This window comes from Streptosporangiales bacterium (assembly GCA_009379825.1).
Lineage (GTDB): Bacteria > Actinomycetota > Actinomycetes > Streptosporangiales > WHST01 > WHST01.
In genome coordinates, this window is sequence record WHTA01000051.1 from 14,149 (window position 1) to 33,723 (window position 19,575).

At 70.4% G+C, this 19,575-nt stretch carries 23 protein-coding genes and 1 pseudogene; 16 read left to right on the plus strand and 8 right to left on the minus strand.

The features are described from left to right. Nucleotides 1-9 precede the first annotated feature (9 nt). Nucleotides 10-543, minus strand: a complete 534-nt coding sequence (locus GEV07_21145; protein ID MQA05121.1) for a MaoC family dehydratase — start codon at nucleotides 541-543, stop codon at nucleotides 10-12. A 52-nt stretch (nucleotides 544-595) separates the two neighbouring features. Continuing rightward, nucleotides 596-1,360, minus strand: a complete 765-nt coding sequence (locus GEV07_21150) for an FCD domain-containing protein (GenBank protein ID MQA05122.1) — start codon at nucleotides 1,358-1,360, stop codon at nucleotides 596-598. A gap of 70 nt (nucleotides 1,361-1,430) precedes the next feature. Here GEV07_21150 and GEV07_21155 point away from each other — a divergent pair, with 70 nt between their 5' ends. Further along, complete coding sequence (locus GEV07_21155) at nucleotides 1,431-2,402, plus strand: TIGR03560 family F420-dependent LLM class oxidoreductase (GenBank protein ID MQA05123.1); 972 nt, start codon at nucleotides 1,431-1,433, stop codon at nucleotides 2,400-2,402. Here GEV07_21155 and GEV07_21160 read toward each other — a convergent pair. Then, nucleotides 2,395-3,054 carry a hypothetical protein gene (locus tag GEV07_21160; protein ID MQA05124.1) on the minus strand — a complete coding sequence of 220 codons (660 nt, stop codon included), beginning with the start codon at nucleotides 3,052-3,054 and terminating at the stop codon, nucleotides 2,395-2,397. The two genes, GEV07_21155 and GEV07_21160, sit on opposite strands and share 8 nt — an antisense overlap. A 70-nt stretch (nucleotides 3,055-3,124) precedes the next feature. Between GEV07_21160 and GEV07_21165 the strand changes: the two genes are divergently transcribed. The 5 genes and pseudogenes from GEV07_21165 to GEV07_21185 all read left to right on the plus strand — a co-directional run bounded on the left by GEV07_21165 (nucleotide 3,125) and on the right by GEV07_21185 (nucleotide 7,481). Continuing rightward, nucleotides 3,125-4,570 (plus strand): aminotransferase class I/II-fold pyridoxal phosphate-dependent enzyme, encoded by a 1,446-nt coding sequence (locus tag GEV07_21165; protein MQA05125.1) that lies wholly within the window; start codon nucleotides 3,125-3,127, stop codon nucleotides 4,568-4,570. A gap of 200 nt (nucleotides 4,571-4,770) precedes the next feature. Then, nucleotides 4,771-6,222, plus strand: coding sequence for a glycosyltransferase (locus GEV07_21170; GenBank protein MQA05126.1), 1,452 nt, complete (start codon nucleotides 4,771-4,773; stop codon nucleotides 6,220-6,222). Between the two features lie 102 nt (nucleotides 6,223-6,324). Next, nucleotides 6,325-6,648 (plus strand): metalloregulator ArsR/SmtB family transcription factor, encoded by a 324-nt coding sequence (locus GEV07_21175; GenBank protein MQA05127.1) that lies wholly within the window; start codon nucleotides 6,325-6,327, stop codon nucleotides 6,646-6,648. A 19-nt stretch (nucleotides 6,649-6,667) separates the two neighbouring features. Beyond that, nucleotides 6,668-7,131, plus strand: a pseudogene (locus GEV07_21180) (polyketide cyclase). Nucleotides 7,132-7,133: 2 nt separating this feature from the next. Beyond that, nucleotides 7,134-7,481 (plus strand): VOC family protein, encoded by a 348-nt coding sequence (locus GEV07_21185; GenBank protein MQA05128.1) that lies wholly within the window; start codon nucleotides 7,134-7,136, stop codon nucleotides 7,479-7,481. Here GEV07_21185 and GEV07_21190 read toward each other — a convergent pair. From GEV07_21190 to GEV07_21205, 4 genes are all read right to left on the minus strand, one after another. Beyond that, nucleotides 7,459-7,785: a hypothetical protein gene (locus GEV07_21190; protein ID MQA05129.1), complete on the minus strand. Its 327-nt coding sequence runs from the start codon at nucleotides 7,783-7,785 to the stop codon at nucleotides 7,459-7,461. The genes GEV07_21185 and GEV07_21190 overlap by 23 nt on opposite strands. Before the next feature lie 207 nt (nucleotides 7,786-7,992). Beyond that, the gene (locus GEV07_21195) at nucleotides 7,993-8,280 is read right to left on the minus strand and encodes a cysteine methyltransferase (GenBank protein ID MQA05130.1); all 288 of its coding nucleotides are present in this window, start codon (nucleotides 8,278-8,280) and stop codon (nucleotides 7,993-7,995) included. A gap of 20 nt (nucleotides 8,281-8,300) precedes the next feature. After that, nucleotides 8,301-9,461: an adenylyltransferase/sulfurtransferase MoeZ gene (moeZ, locus tag GEV07_21200; GenBank protein ID MQA05131.1), complete on the minus strand. Its 1,161-nt coding sequence runs from the start codon at nucleotides 9,459-9,461 to the stop codon at nucleotides 8,301-8,303. Nucleotides 9,462-9,560: 99 nt separating this feature from the next. Next, a complete protein-coding gene (locus tag GEV07_21205) occupies nucleotides 9,561-10,397 on the minus strand; it encodes a Ku protein (protein MQA05132.1) in 837 nt (278 codons plus the stop codon). An 87-nt stretch (nucleotides 10,398-10,484) separates the two neighbouring features. Here GEV07_21205 and GEV07_21210 point away from each other — a divergent pair, with 87 nt between their 5' ends. Further along, nucleotides 10,485-13,736, plus strand: a complete 3,252-nt coding sequence (locus GEV07_21210; GenBank protein MQA05133.1) for a coagulation factor 5/8 type-like protein — start codon at nucleotides 10,485-10,487, stop codon at nucleotides 13,734-13,736. Between the two features lie 11 nt (nucleotides 13,737-13,747). On the opposite strand, the gene GEV07_21215 is transcribed toward GEV07_21210, so the two are convergent. After that, complete coding sequence (locus tag GEV07_21215) at nucleotides 13,748-14,563, minus strand: SDR family oxidoreductase (protein ID MQA05134.1); 816 nt, start codon at nucleotides 14,561-14,563, stop codon at nucleotides 13,748-13,750. Between the two features lie 36 nt (nucleotides 14,564-14,599). Between GEV07_21215 and GEV07_21220 the strand changes: the two genes are divergently transcribed. The 9 genes from GEV07_21220 to GEV07_21260 all read left to right on the plus strand — a co-directional run bounded on the left by GEV07_21220 (nucleotide 14,600) and on the right by GEV07_21260 (nucleotide 19,382). Continuing rightward, a complete protein-coding gene (locus GEV07_21220; protein ID MQA05135.1) occupies nucleotides 14,600-15,004 on the plus strand; it encodes a hypothetical protein in 405 nt (134 codons plus the stop codon). Then, nucleotides 14,983-15,189: a hypothetical protein gene (locus GEV07_21225; protein ID MQA05136.1), complete on the plus strand. Its 207-nt coding sequence runs from the start codon at nucleotides 14,983-14,985 to the stop codon at nucleotides 15,187-15,189. Before GEV07_21220 ends, GEV07_21225 begins: the two co-directional genes overlap by 22 nt. A 20-nt stretch (nucleotides 15,190-15,209) precedes the next feature. Beyond that, entirely contained in the window at nucleotides 15,210-15,821 is a 612-nt protein-coding gene (locus GEV07_21230) for a LysE family translocator (protein MQA05137.1), read from the plus strand. A gap of 9 nt (nucleotides 15,822-15,830) precedes the next feature. Then, a complete protein-coding gene (locus GEV07_21235) occupies nucleotides 15,831-16,799 on the plus strand; it encodes a hypothetical protein (protein ID MQA05138.1) in 969 nt (322 codons plus the stop codon). After that, a complete protein-coding gene (locus tag GEV07_21240; protein MQA05139.1) occupies nucleotides 16,789-17,709 on the plus strand; it encodes an ATP-dependent DNA ligase in 921 nt (306 codons plus the stop codon). The genes GEV07_21235 and GEV07_21240 overlap by 11 nt, the downstream gene beginning before the upstream one ends. A gap of 18 nt (nucleotides 17,710-17,727) precedes the next feature. After that, nucleotides 17,728-17,964 carry a hypothetical protein gene (locus tag GEV07_21245; GenBank protein ID MQA05140.1) on the plus strand — a complete coding sequence of 79 codons (237 nt, stop codon included), beginning with the start codon at nucleotides 17,728-17,730 and terminating at the stop codon, nucleotides 17,962-17,964. A 174-nt stretch (nucleotides 17,965-18,138) separates the two neighbouring features. Then, on the plus strand, nucleotides 18,139-18,720 hold the full coding sequence (locus tag GEV07_21250; GenBank protein MQA05141.1) for a TetR family transcriptional regulator: 582 nt from the start codon (nucleotides 18,139-18,141) through the stop codon (nucleotides 18,718-18,720). 98 nt (nucleotides 18,721-18,818) lie between these two features. Further along, nucleotides 18,819-19,046, plus strand: coding sequence for a DUF3107 family protein (locus GEV07_21255; GenBank protein ID MQA05142.1), 228 nt, complete (start codon nucleotides 18,819-18,821; stop codon nucleotides 19,044-19,046). Nucleotides 19,047-19,106: 60 nt separating this feature from the next. Next, nucleotides 19,107-19,382, plus strand: coding sequence for a GlsB/YeaQ/YmgE family stress response membrane protein (locus GEV07_21260; protein MQA05143.1), 276 nt, complete (start codon nucleotides 19,107-19,109; stop codon nucleotides 19,380-19,382). Nucleotides 19,383-19,575: the final 193 nt, after the last annotated feature.

The window sequence follows — 19,575 nt, forward strand, 5'->3', positions numbered from 1 at the left end:
GCCCTCCACTCATTCGCCACCGTCGACGGTCAACGGCCCGGTCTTCGCCTCGGGGAACCATCCCTTGTGGTGCGGAGCGTCCCTGGAGTAGATCAGCACGCTGCGCACCCAGGAGAGCACCTCGTCGCCGTCCTGGTTGAGTCCCCGGGTGCGGGCCGTGACGATGCCCGCGTACGGGCGGCTGCGTGACTTCCTGGTCCCGGTGACGACCGACTCGGAGAACAGCGTGTCGCCGACGTACACCGGGTGGGTCAGCTTGATGTTCTCCCAGCCGAGGTTGGCGATGGCGTTGTGGCTGACGTCGATCACGCTCTGGCCGAGCACGATCGCCACGGTGAGACCGGAGTTGACGATGATCTTCCCTGCGACCGGCGAGCGTTCGGCGAACACGGCGTTGAAGTGGTTCTGGTTGGTGTTGCAGGTCAGCAACGTGAACCAGGTGTTGTCGGTCTCCGAGATGGTGCGGCCGAGCGGGTGCTTGTAGACGTCACCCACCTGGAAGTCTTCGAAGAACCTGCCCAACTCGGGTGGGTGCGTCACCATGATCCGATCCCTTCAAGCGTTGCCTCAGCGTAAACATCTGATTTTTTGCGGGTCAACGCAACGTGGCTCGGATCTCCCCTCGCCCATCGCGCCGCTCCCTGTCGATGTGCTCGTACGTGGTGCGCAGGTGGCCGAGGTGCTCGGCGGTCGCCTCCTGCGCTCCCTCGGCGTCACCGGCCTCGACGTAGTAGAAGATCTCCCTGTGGTCGTTGAAGACCTTCGCCCAGAAGCGTTTCGGCGCGTCGTCCCTGGCGAACCGGCGGCTGACCATCCGGAACACCGGCTGGGTGACGACGCTCAGCAGCGGGTTGCTGCTGGCCTCGAGCAGCAGCGCGTGGAAGCCGATGTTCGTCGGCCCGATCTCGGCGGCGTCCACCCTGCGTGGGTCGATCAGCGTGTCGCGCAGCGCCTCGAGCTGCGCCTCGGTGCGGTGCTGTGCCGCCAACCCGGCCGCCGGTACCTCGAGGAAGCTGCGCACCTCGAGGAGCGAACGCACGGAGATGCCCGCGGCGTCCGACTGCACCAGCAGACCGAGGCTGGTCTCCAGGTACTCGCTGATCTGGTCGCCGTCCGGGTGTGCGACGAACGTCCCGCCGGTCACGCCTCGCGTGGTGACGACCAGGCCCTGGCTGGAGAGCACCCGCAGTGCCTCGCGCACTGTGCTCCTGCTGACCGCGTACTCGGCGCACAGCTCCGGCTCGACCGGCAGCCGGTCACCGGGTTCAAGCTCCCCGCTGACGATCCTCAGCCGCAACGCGTCGGCGAGGTCCTGGTACGCAGGCACCTGCGGCGACCTCTTCATCCTCGCACGATACATCAGATGTTTTGCGGTTCCCGCCACCAACGATAGAAAGGGCGGTGCAGACATCGCGACGGAAGGCGTGCGCATGACGACTCGGTTCGGCATCTTCGTACCTCAGGGCTGGCGGATGGATCTCGCGGAGATCGCCGATCCGGCGGAGCAGTTCGAGACCATGGTCGCGACCGCCAAGGCCGCCGACGCCGGCCCGTGGGACTCCATCTGGCTCTACGACCACTTCCACACGGTGCCTGAGCCGACGCAGAACAGCGTCTTCGAGTGCTGGACCGCGACCACCGCGCTCGCCCGCGAGACCACGCGGGTGAACGTCGGGCAGATGGTGGGCTGCAACGGCTACCGCCACCCCAGCCTGTACGCGAAGATGGCGTCCACCGTGGACGCCGCCGCACGCGGCCGGCTCTACGCTGGCATCGGCGCCGGCTGGTACGAGCACGAGTGGCGCGCCTACGGCTACCCGTGGCCGGAGCTGCGCGACCGGATGGGCGCGTTCGCCGAGGCCGTCGAGATCGTCTACCGGATGTGGACCGAGGACGAGGTCGTCTTCGACGGCAAGTACTACTCGGTCGACAAGCCGATCAACGAGCCGAAGGGCGTACGCACGCCGCACCCCTCGCTGTGGATCGGCGGCGGCGGCGAGAAGGTGACGCTGAAGCTGGTCGCCAAGTACGGCGACGCGTGCAACGTCGGCGCGGGCAGGCCCGAGGTGATCAGGGAGAAGCTCGACATCCTGCGCAGGCACTGCGACACCGTCGACCGCGACTACGACTCGATCATCAAGTCGACGTCGCTGAACGTCTTCCCGATCGCGGACGGCGCCGACCCGCAGAAGGCGACCGCGAAGGCCCGTGGCTCGGTCGACCACGACACGTTCGTCGGCAGGTACCCGGGGCTGGTCTTGGACACCGTGAACGGCATCGCCGGCCGGATCGAGCAGGCGCTCGAGGCCGGGGCGGACTACGTCATCATGTACGTCCCCGGCATCGCCTACGACCGCGAGCTGATCGAGCGCGCCGCGCAGCTGCCTGGCCGCCTCAGCTAGCCGGGACCCTCGGGTACACGGTCAGGTAGGGCAGGAAGAGCTGGGTCAGCGGGCCGATACCGAACGCGTAGACCACTGTCGCGACGCCGACGGAGCCGCCGAGCAGCCAGCCGATGGCGAGCACGCCCACCTCGAGTACCGTCCGCACCAGCCGCACCGACCGGCCGGTCCGCCGCACCAGGCCGGTCATCAGGCCGTCCCGCGCGCCCGGCCCGAGCCGGGTGCCGACGTACGCCGCCGTCGCGACGGCGTTCAGCACGACCGCGCCGACGACGAACGTTATGCGCAGCCACAGCGCCGACGGCGGCGCGAGCACGTGCAGGGTGAGGTCCACGCCGAGTCCGACCACGATCGCGTTGCTCACCGTGCCGAGGCCCGGCCACTGCTTCAGCGGGATCCAGAACAGCAGCACCACGAACGACATGAGGATCACCACGGCGCCGAACGACAGCGGCACGTGCCGGACGATGCCCTGGTGCAGCACGTCCCACGGGTCGAGGCCGAGGTTGGCTCGGATCATCAGGCCGAGCGAGAACCCGTAGAGCGCGAGGCCCAGGTACAGCTGGACGAGCCGGCGCACCAGCCGGCCCTCACGGAGCTGGGCCAGTGGCGAGTCCAGGCTGACGGCGGAGCGGATGTTCGGACGACTGATCGCGGTCACCAGGCCATGATTCCCGACAACTGGTCTGGTCATCCATAGCCAATTGCGCAATAGTGGCTATATGGCCGCCGAACGACATGTCTCTTCGTACCGTCTGGTCGACCTGGTTGGCACCCTCCGTGGCCCCGGGCCGACGTACCTGCGGCTCGCGCAGGCCGTCGAGCACCTGGTGCTGGACGGCCGGGTGCCGCCGCACACCCGGATGCCCAGCGAGCGCTCGCTCGCCAGCGCGCTGCGGCTGAGCCGTACGACGGTCGCGAGCGCGTACGCTGAGCTGCGCGAGCGCGGCTACCTGGACAGCAGGCGCGGCTCCGGCAGCCGCACCACGCTGCCCACCAGGCGGCTGGACGACGAGCCGACGTTCCTGCCCGGCATGGACACCAAGGAGCTCGACCTGGCCTGCGCGACGGTGCCCGCGGTCGGCGGCTTCGCCCGCGCGGTCGCCGCCGCCACCGCCGACCTGCCGCGGTACACGTCCCAGCACGGCTACCTGCCGCACGGGCTGCCCGAGCTGCGCCAGGCGCTCGCGCAGCGGTACACCGAGCGCGGCCTCGCCACCACGCCGGAGCAGATCATCGTCACCAGCGGCGCGCTTGCGGCCTGGGACCTCGCGCTGCACCACTGCACCGGCCCAGGCGACCGGGTGCTCTGCGAGCACCCGACGTACCCGAACGCGCTGCGCAGCATCGAGCTCGCCGGCGCCCGTCCGGTGCCGTCCGCGGTGGGGCCGGCCGGGTGGGACGTGGCCATGCTGGAGGCGACGGTGCGGCAGGCCAATCCGCGACTGGCCTACCTTATCCCCGACTTCCAGAACCCGACCGGCCACCTGATGGACGACGAGACCAGGCAGCGCCTCGCCCGGGCGCTGGCGAGCTCGGGCACGCCGACCGTCGTCGACGAGACGATGGTCGACCTGTCCCTCGACGTGGCCGAGCACGACATGCCGAAGCCGTTCGCCGCGTACGCACGGTCGACGGGAGCGCCGGTGCTTCTGCTCGGCAGTGCCGGCAAGTCGTACTGGGGCGGGCTTTCGATCGGCTGGCTGCGGGTGCCGCAGTCCCTCGTCGACCCGTTGCTGGCCACCCGTGCGGGGCTGTCCACCAGCACTCCGGTGCTCGACCAGCTGGTGCTCGCGCACCTGCTCGCCGACCGCGACGAGCTGCTCGCGCCCCGCCGCGCGGACCTGCACGACCAGCGCGACCACTTGGTCGCCGCCGTCGGGTCGCGGCTGCCGGACTGGACGTTCCAGGTGCCACCGGGCGGGCTGACGCTGTGGTGCGCGATGCCGGAGCCGGTCGCCACACCGCTGGCCGGCGTCGCGGCGCGGCACGACCTGCTGCTCGCGCCCGGCCCGCGGTTCGGCCCCGGGGCGTCGTTCGAGCGGTTCGTCCGGCTGCCTTACACGCTGCCGAACGAGCAGATCGACGATGCGGTCGACCGCATCGCCTGGGCGTACACCGCCGTGCGGACCGGCAGCACCCAGACCGCCGAGCCGTTCGTCGCGTAGGGGCGCGGCCACCGAGCACGGACCGCGTTGACGGCGTAGGCGTCTTGGGGTGTTCTGTCGCTTTGGTGAAGCTGATGACGGCCCTGGCGTTACCGGTCGTGTTTTCGTGGTGTCTGACCGCATCTGCAGGTGTTGCGGCCTGGGTGAACGCGCGCAGTATGGACGGCGATGAGCGCTTCGCCCCCAGCGCGTAGGCCCCATTGCGCATACCAAACCAGGGATCGCGGCCAACGAGCGGTAGTCGCGGCGATGTCGCGCGCCTGCCCGGCAACTCGACGGCCGGCCCGACGGCCCCGGCCCTGCGACCGACGGAAGGCGTGACGGAAGTGCGCATCCTGCATGTGAACAAGTTCCTGCACCGGCGCGGCGGCACCGAGGCGTACGCCGACGACCTCGCGCAGCTCCAGCACGTCGCGGGCCATGACGTCACGTTCTTCGGCATGCACCACCCGGACAACGAGACCTACCAGTACGAGCGCAGCTTCCCGGCGGAGATCTCGTTCACCCCGCCGCCGCGGTCACCAGTCGGCAAGCTGAAGAACCTCGGCCGGATGATGTGGTCGACGTCCGCGGCGCGCGGCTTCGACGAGGTGCTCGACGACTTCAAGCCCGACATTGTGCACCTGCACAACATCTACCACCAGCTCTCGCCGTCCATCCTGCGGCCGCTGGCCTACCGCGGCATTCCCGCGGTGATGACGGTGCACGACTACAAGCTCGCCTGCCCCACGTCTCAGCTGCTCGATCACGGCAAGCCGTGCACGGCCTGCGTCACCGGTGGGCCGATGCAGGCGCTGCGCAAGCGCTGCAACGGCTCGCTGACCCGTAGCGCGGCGGCCGCACTGGAGACCACGCTGCACCGCAAGGTGAACGCGTACGCGCCGATCCACCGCTTCCTGTGCCCGAGCTGGTTCCTCGCCGACGTGATGCGCTCGGCCGGCGTGTACCCCGACCGGCTGCACCTCCAGGACAACTTCATCGACACCGAGGTGGTCTTCCCCAGCCACGTGCCTGGCGAGGGCGCGGTGTTCGTCGGCCGGCTGAGCCAGGAGAAGGGCGTCGACGTCCTGATCCGGGCGTGGGAGCACCTGCCCGCCAAGGCGCACCTGCACATCGCAGGCGACGGTCCGCAACGCAACGAGCTGGAGCGGCTAGCCGAGCAGCTGGTACCAGGTCGGGTGACGTTCCACGGCAACCTCGACAGCACGAAGACGCACGACCTGATGCGGTCCGCCGCGGTGGTCGTCGTGCCGTCGGTGTGGCACGAGAACCAGCCACTCGCGGTGCTCGAGGCGTTCGCGTGCGCGCGCCCCGTCGTCGCGACCCGGATGGGCGGGCTGCCCGAGCTCGTCGACCCCGGCGTGGACGGCGAGCTCGTCGCGCCCCGCGACTCGGCCACCCTCGCCGACGCGATCCGGCCGTTCGTCCTCGACCCCGCCAGGGCGGCGGCGATGGGCCAGGCGGCACGGACGAAGGTGGAGCGCCGGTTCGCGCCGGCGGTGCACGCGGCCGCGATCGAGGAGCACTACCAGGCCGTCCTCGCCGACCAGCACGGCCACGCCGCGGATGCCGGCGACACCCAGCCCGCGGACGGCGACAACTGGTTCCCATGGCCGGCCGACGACGAGGACCGCGCCGCGAACGCCCGGTAGCGGCACCGGCGAACCCGGTCCACAACCCGCACCTCCCGTGCGAGCCCAAGAAAGTTAAGCAACCCCTTGACTGTGCCTTTGGTCGGGCGGATAGTTAAGTACATGCTTAACCAAGAGGAGTCGCTCGACGGGATCCTCCACGCGCTTGCCGACCCGAGTCGGCGGGCGATGGTGGCGCGGCTGGCGAACGGACCGGCCTCGGTCAGCGAGCTGGCCCGGCCGTTGCCGATGTCGTTGGCGGCGGTGGTCCAGCACCTGCAGGTCCTCGAGGCCAGCGGGCTGGTCGAGTCGGCGAAGGCAGGGCGCGTACGCACCTGCCACCTGCAGCCGGACCGCCTGCGGGCGGCCGAGGACTGGCTGCACCGGCAGCGCACCGCGTGGGAGCGACGCCTCGACCGGCTGGGCGACTACCTGTCCGAGCAATGACCACACCAAGGAGCACACGATGACCGACCACACCGTCCTGCACTCCACGTTCACCCTGGAACGCACCTACCCGGGTGCGCCGGAACGGGGGTGTTCGCCGCCTGGGCCGAGCCGAGCGCGAAGGCGAGCTGGTTCGCCGGTGAAGGCGCCGAGCACGAGCTCGACTTCCGCGTCGGCGGCACCGAGCTGGCCCGCAGCCCGCGCCGCGGCGACCAGCCGGCGCTGCGGTTCCAGGCCGACTGCCGCGACATCGTGCCGAACGAGCGGATCGTCTACACGGCAACGCTGTACGCCGACGACCGTCCCGCGACGGTGTCGCTGACCACGGTGCAGTTCACCGCCAGCGGTGACGGCACCACGCTGCTGCTCACCGAGCAGGGCACGTTCCTCGACGGCCTGGAGGCGCCGGAATGGCGGGAACAGGGCGTCACCAGCCAGCTGGACGCGCTCCGCGATCAGCTCGCAGAAGCATTGGAGTCCTGACCATGTCGATCACAAAGGTTCTCGCCGTCGTCCCCGTACGCGATCTCGCCACGGCGACGGCCTGGTACGAGCGGCTGCTCGGCCGGCCGGCCGACGCCCGGCCGATGCCCAGCCTCGCCGACTGGCACGTCGCCGACACCGCGTGGGTGCAGGTGTTCCACGACCCGCAGCGTGCCGGGCAGACGGCACTCAACTTCGCCGTCGACGAGCTGACCGCACACACCGCCGAGCTGGCCGGCCGCGGCATCGCGCTCGGCGAGGTCACCACCACCGACAAGAACGCCAGGCTGGCATCCGTCGCCGACCCCGACGGCAACGTCGTCACGTTCATCGAGAACCCGTCGACGTAACGAGTAAAATGGTGCCTTTGGCTGTGTCGAGTTGATCCTGCGGCGCGCAACGGCTGGTCGAGCAGGGGTCCGGACGCCGGCCGTTGTCACCGGTTGTCGCCGTGCTCCGCCCCGTGTGCTTGGTGTGGGGCGCCAGGTCCCGCCGCTGCTGCCGGCGTGACGGCTTGCCGACGCCGATCTGCTGGCTCTCGAGTTCGGTCAGCTCGTCGCGGAGACGCACGGCCGTTTGACCGAGTGGCTGCCGGCTTCGGTTGTTCTCGTCGAGCAGGTCACGCAGCTGCTTCTTTGTCAGCGTTTGCGCCACGCCACTCAGCGTCACGGTCGCGCTTCCCCGGCGCTGAGTTTGTCGACGGCCTTGATGAGGGCCTGGCCGTCGACGAAGAGTTCGTCGTACTGTCGTTGGACGTCGGCGAGTTCGCGCCGCTTGGCGGCGATGGCATCAGCCAGCGCCAGTGCACAGACATTCAACCCCTGTGAGGGTCACCGGGGTAGATCTCTCCGTAACGCAGTGTCAGAAGCCGTCCCAGCGGGCACGGCGCATGTCGACCCTGGTACCTCGCATCGGGGTGTCGTCCTCGCGTAGTGCCGCGACGGCTCGCCCGTCCTCCTCGAAGGCGGGCGAGCCATTGGCGTGCACCACGCGCCACCACGGCACGCCGCCACCGTAGAGCGCCATCACCCGGCCGACCTGCCGGGGGCCGCCGCGGCCCACGTACTCGGCGATGTCGCCGTACGCCATCACCTTGCCCGGCGGGATCTGGTCGACCACATCGAGCACGGCCTCCGCGAAGTCGTCCACGCCGCGGAGTCTAGGACGCGTCAGTACGTCGGCAGCGAGGTGTCGATCTGGTTGGCCCAGGCGGTCACGCCGCCGCCCACGTGCGTCGCGTCGGCGAACCCGGCCTGCTTCAGCGCGGCGAGTGCCTCCGCGGACCGCCCGCCGGTCTTGCAGTGCAGCACGATCGGCTTGTCCTGGGGCAGCTCGGCCAGCGCCTCGCCGGAGAGGATCCGGTCCTTCGGGATCAGCACGGCATTGGGGATCTGCACGATCTCGTACTCGTGCGGCTCGCGCACGTCGACGAGCAGGAAGTCGTCGCCGCGGTCGAACTTCTCCTTCAGGTCCTTGACGCTGATCGTCGAGCCGGCCGCCGCGTCCGCGGCCTCCTCGGAGACCACGCCGCAGAACGCCTCGTAGTCGATGAGCTCCTTGACCGGCTCACCCTCCGGGTCCTTGTGCACCTTGACGGTCTTCCACGTCATGGCGAGCGCGTCGTAGATCATCAGCCGGCCGAGCAGCGGCTCGCCGATGCCGGTGATCAGCTTGATCGCCTCGGTCACCATGGCCGCGCCGATCGACGCGCACAGCACGCCGAGCACGCCGCCCTCGGCGCACGACGGCACCATGCCGGGTGGCGGGGCCTCCGGGTACAGGTCGCGGTAGTTCGGGCCGTACTCGTCCCAGAAGACGCTGACCTGGCCGTCGAAGCGGAAGATCGAGCCCCAGACGTACGGCTTGCCGAGGATGACGCAGGCGTCGTTGACCATGTACCTGGTGGCGAAGTTGTCGGTGCCGTCGAGGATCAGGTCGTACGGCTCGAAGATCTCCAGCGCGTTGCTGTTGTCGAGCCTGGTCTCGTGCACGTTGAACTGCACGTACGGGTTGATCTCCGCGACGCTGTTGCGCGCCGACTCGACCTTCGGCTTGCCGATGTCGGACTGGCCGTGGATCACCTGCCGCTGCAGGTTGGACTCGTCGACCACGTCGAAGTCGATCACGCCGAGCGTGCCGACACCGGCTGCCGCGAGGTAGAGCAGTGCGGGCGAGCCGAGCCCGCCACCGCCGACGACGAGCACCTTGGCGTTCTTCAGGCGCTTCTGCCCGTCCATGCCGACGTCGGGGATGATCAGGTGCCTGGAGTACCTGCGTACCTCGTCAACGGTGAGTTCAGCGGCTGGTTCGACCAGTGGTGGCAGCGACACGTTGTCTCTCCGGGTCTCGGCTCGTGGCGTCGTCGTACGTGGAACAGTCTCTCAACGGTGCCAACCGAGCCGGACGCCACACCATTCCCGCCGCGGCCGTCAGGCGGTCTTGCGCTTGCTCGCCGCCTTCTTCTTCGGCGCCTCCTCCTCCGACTCGGACGCGCGGCCGGTCTTCGCGGCCTCCACGCTGGCGCGCAGCGCGGACATCAGGTCGACGACGGTGCCGGCCTCCTCTTCCTCCTCAGGCTGCACGACCTCGCGGCCCTCGACCTTCGCCTCGATGACGGCCTGCAGGGCCTCCCGGTAGGCGTCGGAGTACTCGTCCGTCTCGAACTCGCCGCTCATCTGCTCGATCAGCGACTTGGCCATCTCCAGCTCCTGCGACCGCACCTCGATGTCCTCGTCGAGGAACCCGAACTCGGGGGTGCGGATCTCGTCCGGCCACAGCATGGTCTCGAGCACGAACACGCCGTCGCGCACCCGTAGCGTCGCGAGCTGCTCGCGCTGGCGCAGGGCGATCTTCACGATGGCGACCTGCTCTGACGCCTCGAGCGCCTCGCGCAGCAGCACGTACGGCTTCGCGCCCTGGGCGTCCGGCTCCAGGTAGTAGCTCTTCGCGAAGTAGATGGGGTCGACCTCGGCCAGCGGCACGAACTTGAGCACGTCCACCGCGCGGCTGGACGACAGCGGCAGGTCGGCGAAGTCCTCCTCGGTGAGCACGACGACCTCGCCGCTCGGCAGCTCGTAGCCCTTGGCGATGTCGGAGTACGGCACTTCCTCACCACACACGGTGCACACCCGGCGGTACTTGATCCGGCCGGCGTCCTCCCGGTGCACCTGGTGGAAGGACACGTTGCGTTCCTCGGTGGCGCTGTACAGCTTGACCGGGATGGAGACCAGCCCGAACGAGATCGCGCCCTTCCAGATGCTGCGCATGCCTCTCCTCTCGCTCTCTCGCCTCCCAGCATGCCCGACGACCAGCGGGTTTGTCCGGTCGCCATTCGCGTCGCTGTCCGTACTCGGATGATCACGGTTGCGTACCGGCTAGTAACCGGGGGGTCGCTGACTCCATGCTTTGGGGTGAACTCGGGGGCCACCTGGACATGCAGGGGTGACCAGCGCGTGCTACGACGCAACGCCACTCGGGCAGTTCTCGCGGCCAGCTGTGCCGCAATCGTCGCGGTATCCGTCACCGCGTACGCACAGGCGGTACAGCCACCGCCGCCGGCCGCGGACGGCGACGATTATGTCGACACCCGCGACCAGGGCAAGCGGCAGTCGCCGACCAAGGAGCAGCTGCGCGCGCTCGAGGAGCTCGCCGCGGACGCCACCAGCCGACCACGGCTGACCTGGAACGACGACCTGGGCACCCCGCGCACCATCCGGCCGGCGCGCGGCACCCTCACCGGGCCCCGCGACGGCACCCCGCGGCAGATCGCCGAACGGTGGCTCGGCGAGCACCGCAGCGCGCTCGGGCTAGCTGCCGATGACCTCGACGACCTCCAGGTCACCGGCGTGCACCGGCTGCGCAGCGGCAGCAGGGTCGTAGACCTGCGCCAGACGTTCGACGGCGTGGCGGCCGTGCACGGCGGCTCGTTGACCGTGACCGTGCGGAAGAACGGCGCCGTCGAGTCGTACGCCGGGCAGAACGCGCGCAGCGCCACGCTGCGCGGCGGCTGGAACCTCTCCGCCGACAGTGCGCTCGAGCAGGTCGCCGGGTCGCTCGCGCCGAAGGCCGACTTCAGCGCCGACGAGCGTGGCGAGAAGGCCGGCTTCACCACCTTCGCCCGCGGCCCGTTCGCCGCCGGCTCGTACGCGCGCAAGACGGTGTTCGTCACCGCCGACGGCGCGAAGCCGGCCTGGCAGGTGCTGTTCGTGAAGAAGCTCGACCGGGCGTGGGACGTGACGATCGACGCCACCGACGGCAAGGTGCTGCGCCGCGCCAGCCTGGTGCACAACGACTCGGAGGGCACCGTCTACCCGAACTACCCCGGCGCGCCCAAGGGCGGCGACGCGGTGGTGAAGAGCTTCGGGCCGACCAAGGAGTCGCCTTCTGGGTACGTCGACCCAAGCGGCGTCGCCGGTCTCCCCGGCCCGACGACGCTGGGCAACAACGCCAACTCGTACGCGAACTGGTCCAACTACCTGGTGCCCGCCGACCAGGGGCCGCGCCCGGTCAGCGCCACGTCGCAGTTCAACTACGCGTACGCAGCGAACTGGGAGCGCAGCGAGTGCGAGTCGGTGCCGCCGTCCTACGCGAAGGACATCGACCCGGCCGCGACCAACCTCTTCTACCACCACAACCGGATCCACGACGAGTTCTACGACCTCGGCTTCACCGAGGAGGACGGGAACTTCCAGGTCAACAACGACGGCAAGGGTGGCGAGGGCGGCGACCCGATCCTCGGCCTGGCACAAGCCGGCGCGCTGACCGGTGGCGAGCCGCTCTACACCGGCAGGGACAACGCGTACATGCTGACGCTGCCTGACGGCATCCCCGCGTGGAGCGGCATGTTCCTGTGGGAGCCGATCAACGACTCGTTCGAGGGCCCCTGCCGCGACGGCGACTTCGACTCCTCGGTGATCGAGCACGAGTACGCGCACGGGCTGTCGAACCGCTACGTCAGCGCCGAGGACAACGCGCTGAACTCGCACCAGTCCGGCTCCATGGGCGAGGGCTGGGGTGACTGGTACGCGCTGAACTACCTGCACCGCGAGGGCCTGCAGGACGACTCGGTCGTCGGCGCGTACGCCACCGGCAACGCCGAGCGGGGTATCAGGAACTGGGCGTACGACGACAACCCGACGACGTACGCCGACATCGGCTACGACCTCGGCGGCGCCGAGGTGCACTCCGACGGCGAGATCTGGACCAGCATCCTGTGGGACTACCGCAAGCTGCTGGTGAAGAAGTACGGCGAGCAGGCCGCGGCGCGGATCGCCGGCCTGACCGTGACCGAGGCGATGCCGCGCTCGCCCGCCGACCCGTCGTTCCTCGAGATGCGCGACTCGATCGGCTCGGCGATCGACGACCTGTACCACGACTCGGACAGGTACGAGGGGATCTGGGACGCGTTCTGGACGGCCTTCGCGAAGCGCGGCGCCGGGGCACACGCCCAGACCGAGGGCGGCGACGACCTGAACCCGACGCCGGCGTTCGACCACCCCGACGAGTCGAAGAACGGTGAGCTGGTCGGCAAGGTCGTGAACGCGTCCACCGGCGAGCCGATCGCCGGCGCGAACGTGTTCCTCGGCTCGTTCGAGGCGGGCAGCACGCCGCTGCGCCTGACGGGCGCGGACGGCGGCTTCTCCGCACCCGCGGTGGCCGGTGAGTACCCCGTGACCGTGCAGGCGCGTGGCTTCGGCGCGCGTACCTTCGACGCCGTGAAGGTGCAGGCGGGCGACCGCAAGCGGGTCACGCTCGAGGTCGCGCCGAACCTGGCGTCCACCGGCAACGGCGCGAAGGTCGTCTCGGCCAGCAGCGAAGGCGCGAAGGCGTTGTTCGACGACACCGCGTCCAGCCGCTGGTCCACGAAGCCGCGCGGGAACGCGGTCGTCGAGCTGGCCAAGCCGGCGGACGTCTCCTCCGTGCGTCTGAGCGCGTTCACCACCTCCAGGTTCGAGGCGCTGAAGGACTTCACCGTGCAGGTCTCGACCGACGGCGAGCAGTGGCGCAACGCGCTGGTGAAGAAGGACGGGTTCGGCTACCAGAAACCGCGACCGGTGGCCCCTGACGTGGACTACCGCACCTTCCAGCTGGCCGAGCCGACGCGCGCGAAGTACGTACGCTTCTACGCTGACGCACCGATGGGCGAGACCAAGGAGCAGGTGCAGGCGGCCGAGGTGCAGGTCTTCGCCAAGGGCGTGCAGGGTGTGCAGCCGCTGCCGCCGGAGCCGCCGGACGATCCGGTGAAGGACTCAGGCACGATCGCCGCGGGCAACCCTGGCGGTGAGTTCGGCGCCAGCGTGACCATGCTCGACCTGCAGAACAACTGCACGGCGCCACCGGCGTCGCAAGGCACGGACGGCTGGGTCACGAAGCTGCCGGACAGCTTCGGCGACGGCATGCACTCGGTGACGGTGAAGGGCGAGTCGGCTGCGACCTACGACCTGGACCTCTACTTCTACGACAAGAACTGCGAGCAGATCGGCTCCGCCGCGTCCGCGGCCGCCGACGAGGCCGGGTCGCTGCCGAGCGGGACGAAGTACGTCCTCACCAGCCTCTGGTTGGGTGCCGAGGTGTCCATCGACGTGCGGGCGGTGGACAACGGCTGACCCGGCGGCCGTCACTGCCAGCGGCGGAACCCGCCCTCGGTGTCGATGACCTGGCCGGTGACCCAGCGGGCCTCGTCGGTCAGCAGCCAGCCGATCAGCCTGGCCGGGTCGTCCGGCTCGCCGAACCGGCCGAAGGGGAACTTCGCCGCGACCTGCTGCCAGGTCCGTTCGTCGAGGTAGCCGGTGTCTACCGGGCCGGGGTTGACCGCGTTGACGGTGATGCCGTCGTCGGCGAGCTGGTCGGCCACGGTCAGCGTGACCTCGGCAAGCGCGCCCTTCGCCGCGGCGTACGCGACCTCGCCCGGCATCGGACCCTGCCGCTGCCCGGAGGTCAGGAACACGACCCGGCCGCCCGGCCGGCCGTCGTGCTGCGCGGCGAACGCCTGCGTGAGCAACAGCGAGGACCGGGTGTTCACCGCCCAGTGCCGGTCGAGCAGCTCGGCGTCGAGCTCGCCGAGTGCACCGTCGAGGCCGCTCTGCGCGTGGTTGCACACCAGGGCGTCCACGTGGCCGAACTCCGTGCACGCGCGGTCGACCAGCTGCTCTGGCGCGTCCGGGCGGGCGAGGTCGAGCGGCAGGTCGGCGACCCTGGCGGCCGGGTCGCCGAGCGCCGCGGTGACGCCCGCGCGTACGGCGTCGAGGTCGTCCCCGCCCCACAGCCGCTCCTCGTCGTGCTCCCTGTGGTGCTGCAGCAGCAGGCTGGCGCCGTACGCCGCGGCCCGCCGCGCGATCGCGTACCCGATGCCGATCCGGCGGCTGACCCCGGTCACCACGACGACCCGGCCGCGCAGCGGCAGCGGGTCGCGGGCCAGGGTCGTCTCTTGCACCACGTGTCATCCCTCCAGCGGCGCCATACTTGTCCGATGCGGAGTCGCCGGACGGTAGCAGTACGGCTGGGCGCGGTGGTGCTCGCGCTCGCCATGGGCGTCGGCATCGGCTGGTTCGCGCGCGGCACCCAGGACGACGAGCCGCGCCGGCCCGCCAAGTCGCCGTCGCCGAGCACCACCCGGCCGCTCGCCGAGCCGGTGGTGGACGGCCACTTCACCTTCACCGTATACGAGTTCGGCTGCGGCATCGTCGCCGTGCAGGGCACGCACGCCGGCGAGGGCACGCCCGAGGGGCAGTACTGCCGCGTCACGCTGCGCGTCGACAACCACGACCCCAGCTACCACGACTATGTCACCCGCAGGCAGACGCTCGCCGGCGTCGCGGCGCCGCAGAACCGGCCGGACCGTTCGCCATGGGCGTGCGGCGGCAGCCGGACCTGATCCGCATCGGCGGGCACAACGCCATCGAGGTCGAGCTCTGGTACGACGTCCCGAAGAACGCCGCCGTGACCGGGCTGCGGCTGTCCGGCGACCGCGACCCGGTCGCGTACCAGAGCGACGACGTGGTGCCGCACCGCATGGGCGGGGTGCACGTACGGCTGGAACCCGCTGACGAGTCGCCCTGAGACCGCGTAGATTCGCCCGGGTGAGCATCGAATTCCTGGTGACGACCCTGGTCGTGGTGGCCACGCCGGGCGCCGGCGTGCTGTACACACTGGCGGCCGCCCTGTCGCGCGGCGGCCGGGCCAGCGTGCTGGCCGCGTTCGCCTGCACGCTCGGCATCGTGCCGCACATGGTGGCCGCCATCACCGGCCTGGCCGCGCTGCTCCATACGAGCGCCGTCGCGTTCCAGGTGGTGAAGTACCTGGGTGTCGCGTACCTGCTCTACATGGCGTGGTCCACGTGGCGCGACCGCGGCGCCCTGGTCGTCGAGGAGCAGGCCGGCACCCCGTCACCGGGCAAGGTCATCGGCGGCGGCATCCTCGTCAACCTGCTCAACCCGAAGCTGAGCATCTTCTTCCTCGCGTTCCTCCCCCAGTTCGTGAGCACCGGCCAGTCCGGCGGGGTGGTGCGGATGCTGCAGCTCAGCGCCGTCTTCATGCTGGCGACGTTCGTGGTGTTCGCGGCGTACGGGATCTTCGCCGCGGCGATCCGCGCGAAGGTCATCAGCCGGCCGCGGGTGGTGGCCTGGGTACGGCGCACGTTCGCCGCCGCGTTCGTCGCGCTCAGTGCCCGGCTGGCCCTCACCCAGCAATAACCTGGGGAGATGCTGCCCGCGTTCGTGCCGCCGATGCTCGCCGTCACCGGCGAGCTGCCCGCCGACGACGCGGGGTGGGCGTTCGAGCCGAAGTGGGACGGCGTACGGGTGGTCGCCTGTCTCGGTGGCGGCGAGCTCAGCCTGTGGAGCCGGGTCGGCAACCTGGTGACCGCGAGCTACCCCGAGCTGAGCGTGCTCACCGGCCTGGTCGGCGTGCCCGCCGTGCTCGACGGCGAGGTGGTGGCGTTCGACCCCGAAGGCCGGCCGGACTTCGGGCTGCTGCAGCAGCGGATGCACCTGACGAAGGCGGTCGACGTACGGCGGGCACGCAGGGACGTCCAGGTCACGTACGTCGTGTTCGACCTGCTGCAGCTGGACGGCCACGACACCACCGGCCTGCCGCTGCGGGACCGCCGCGAGCTGCTCGAGCAGCTGGAGCTGCGCGCCGACGGCAAGGTGCAGGTGCCCGGCTACGTAACGGGCAACGGGCGGGAGGTGTACGACGCCACCAAGCGGCTCGGCCTGGAGGGCGTGGTGGCGAAGCGGCTGGAGTCGGTGTACCGGCCGGGCAAGCGGTCGGACGCCTGGGTGAAGGTGAAGCACGTGGACAGCCGCGACGTGCTCGTCGCCGGCTGGCTGCCCGGTGAAGGCCGCCGGGCCGGCACCGTCGGCGCCGTGGTGCTCGCGCTGCCGGACGGGCACGGCGGCCTGCGCCACGTCGGCCAGGTCGGCACCGGGTTCAGCGACCAGGTGCTCGACCAGCTGTACGCCATGTTCACCGCCGAGGAGGTCGCCGACAGCCCGCTGCGCGGCCAGCTCGACCCGGCCGCGGAGCGCAGCGTGCACTGGGTGCCGCCGACCCGGGTGGCCGAGGTCGTGCACACCGGCTGGACGAGGGACAATCGGCTGCGGGCGGCGGTCTGGCGCGGTCTGCGGCCCGACCTCGACGCGACCCAGGTGGACCCAGATGGCCGGTGAGTCGGTACTCGTCTCGGTGGAGGAGCGCACCCTCAAGCTCTCCAACCTGACCAAGGTGCTCTACCCGGAGACCGGGTTCACCAAGGCCGAGGTCATCGACTACTACACGAGGATCGCGCCGGTCATGCTGCCGCACCTGCGCGACCGCGCGGCCACCAGGAAGCGCTTCCCGAACGGCGTCGAGGCGGCCGACTTCTTCGAGAAGAACGCGCCCTCGCACACGCCCGACTGGGTGCGTACGGAGGAGCTGCCGACGCCAGGCAGCACGCTCGGCCGCGAGATGCTGCGCTTCGTCGTCGTCGACGACCTGCCCACCCTGGTCTGGCTGGCCAACCTCGCCGCGCTCGAGCTGCACATCCCGCAGTGGCGGGTGCTGCCCGGCTGCGAGGTACACGACCCCGACCTCGTCGTGTTCGACCTGGACCCGGGCGCGCCGGCCACCATCGTGCAGTGCTGCGAGGTCGCGCTGCTGCTGCGCGACGCGCTCGCCGCGGACGGCTTCGAGGCGTGCGTCAAGACCAGTGGGCGCAAGGGCATGCAGCTGTACGTCCCCGTCGCCGAGACCCCGGCGGAGCAGACCTCGGCGTACGCGAAGGCGCTCGCCGCCCGGCTGGAGCGGGAGCACCCGAAGCTCGTCGTCTCGCGGATGGCGAAGAACCTCCGCAAGGGCAAGGTGTTCATCGACTGGAGCCAGAACAACGCGTTCAAGACGACGGTGGCGCCTTACTCGCTGCGCGCCGGCAGCGAGCCGACCGTTTCGACACCGGTCAGCTGGGCCGAGGTGGCTGACTGCCGTACCCCGTCGGACTTACGCTTCTTGGCGGAGGACGTGATCGACCGCGTCGAGGAGCGCGGTAACCTGCTCGACCCGCTGCTCGAGACGTCGCGGCAGCGGTTGCCGACCCCGTGAGCAAGAAAGCTACCGCCCATGTCAGAAAGCGACTCCCGCCCGGTTTCCGGCGAGGACTTCGACTTCGGCAACGAAGCCGACGAGGCAGAGCTCACCGACAGTGACCTGAACGAGGCCGACGCCGCCGAGCAGCACCAGCTCGCCGGCGGAGGGAGCCGGCGCGCCTACCGGCAGCTCCTGCCCGACGACGTGGACCCCGCGGACGCCGCCGACCAGTACCGCGAGGTCGAGCTCGACGAGGACGACTACCGTTAGCCGAACCCTAGGCACTGCGGGTCACATGGCGGCGTAGGCGGTACCGTTGGTCGGAGCGCGCCCCGACTGGGGCGGCAGGAGCAGCGGAGGCGTTGTGCGCGGGAGAGCGCTGGAAGCGGCCGTCGGGGAACTGCCGTGACGGCCGGCCAGCAGACGCCGCCACGCGGCACCCGGATGCCGCGGCCCGCCCGCCGCCAGCAGCTGCTGCGCGCGGCGCGGGAGACGTTCGTCGCGCAGGGTTACCACGCGGCCGCGATGGACGATATCGCCGAGCGCGCGGGCGTCAGCAAGCCCGTGCTCTACCAGCACTTCCCTGGCAAGTTCGAGCTCTACCTCGCGCTCATCGAGGAGCACGCCGGCGAGCTGGTCGAGCGGGTGAAGAGCGCACTGCGGTCGACCACGGACAACAAGCAGCGGGTCGCGGCCACGTTCGGCGCGTTCTTCGACTTCGTCGACCACGAGGGCGAGGCCTTCAAGCTGGTCTTCGAGTCCGACCTGCGCAGCCAGCCGGCCGTCAGGGAGCGGCTGGACGGCGCGATCACCGCCTGCTCCGACCTGGTCGGCGAGGTGATCGCCGAGGACACCGACATGCCGGCCCTGGAGGCCAGCCTGCTCGCCCGCGGCCTGGTCGGCAACGCCGAGGCGGCCGCGCGGCACTGGCTCTCGGTGCGCGACACCATGCCCAAAGCCGAGGCCGTCGACCTGCTCGCGCGGCTCGCCTGGCGCGGCATCTCCGGCTGGCCCCGCACCGCGTAGCCACGCCCGGGGCGCCGGCGGCGCCAGCTGCCACGCTCACCCCGATACGCTGCACGCAGTAGTCCATAAGCCGGAACAGATGCCGAGAGGAAGTCCCTGTGGAGGTCAAGATCGGCGTGCAGTACGCCGCGCGGGAGCTGGTCATCGAGTACGCGGGATCGGCCGACGACGTGCAGTCAGCGGTGTCCGACGCGCTCGGCGCCACGGACGGCCTGCTGGTGCTCGAGGACAACCGCGGCCGCCGCGTGGTGGTGCCCGCCGCCCGCCTCGCCTACGTCGACATCGGTGAGCAGACCGAGCGCCGGGTCGGCTTCGGCGCCGTCTGACCCGCAGCGAGCTAGCCTGCGTACAGAGGGACCTGTCCCAACGCAGAAAGGCAGGGACGGATGGACATCACCGGCATTCTCAGCGCCTTGGTGGTAGGCGTGGTCATCGGGTTCGGCGGTCGGCTGCTCGCCCCCGGCAAGCAGAAGATCCGCTGGTGGATGACGATCGGGGTCGGCATCATCGCCGCGTTGATCGGCACGGTCTTGGCAGCCCCGCTCGGGGTGGCCGACACGCCGGGCTTCGACTGGCTCGAGCTGGTGATCCAGCTGGTGCTCGCCGCGGTCGGCGTCTCCGTGCTGGCCGGGCTCACCGGCCGCAACCGCCGCCACGACTGAGCGACCATTGCGGCGGCCACGGCGGCGGCGCAGTCAGGCTCTGCGGCACGACGACCCGTCAAGCCTCGCCACGACTGACCCAGCACGGCCACCAACCACGCCGGCGGCGCGGTCAGGCTCTACCGCGCGACAGACCATCTCCGGAAACGCCGGGGCGGTTCACGGCGCGGTCAGGCTCTGCCGCGCGACAGAC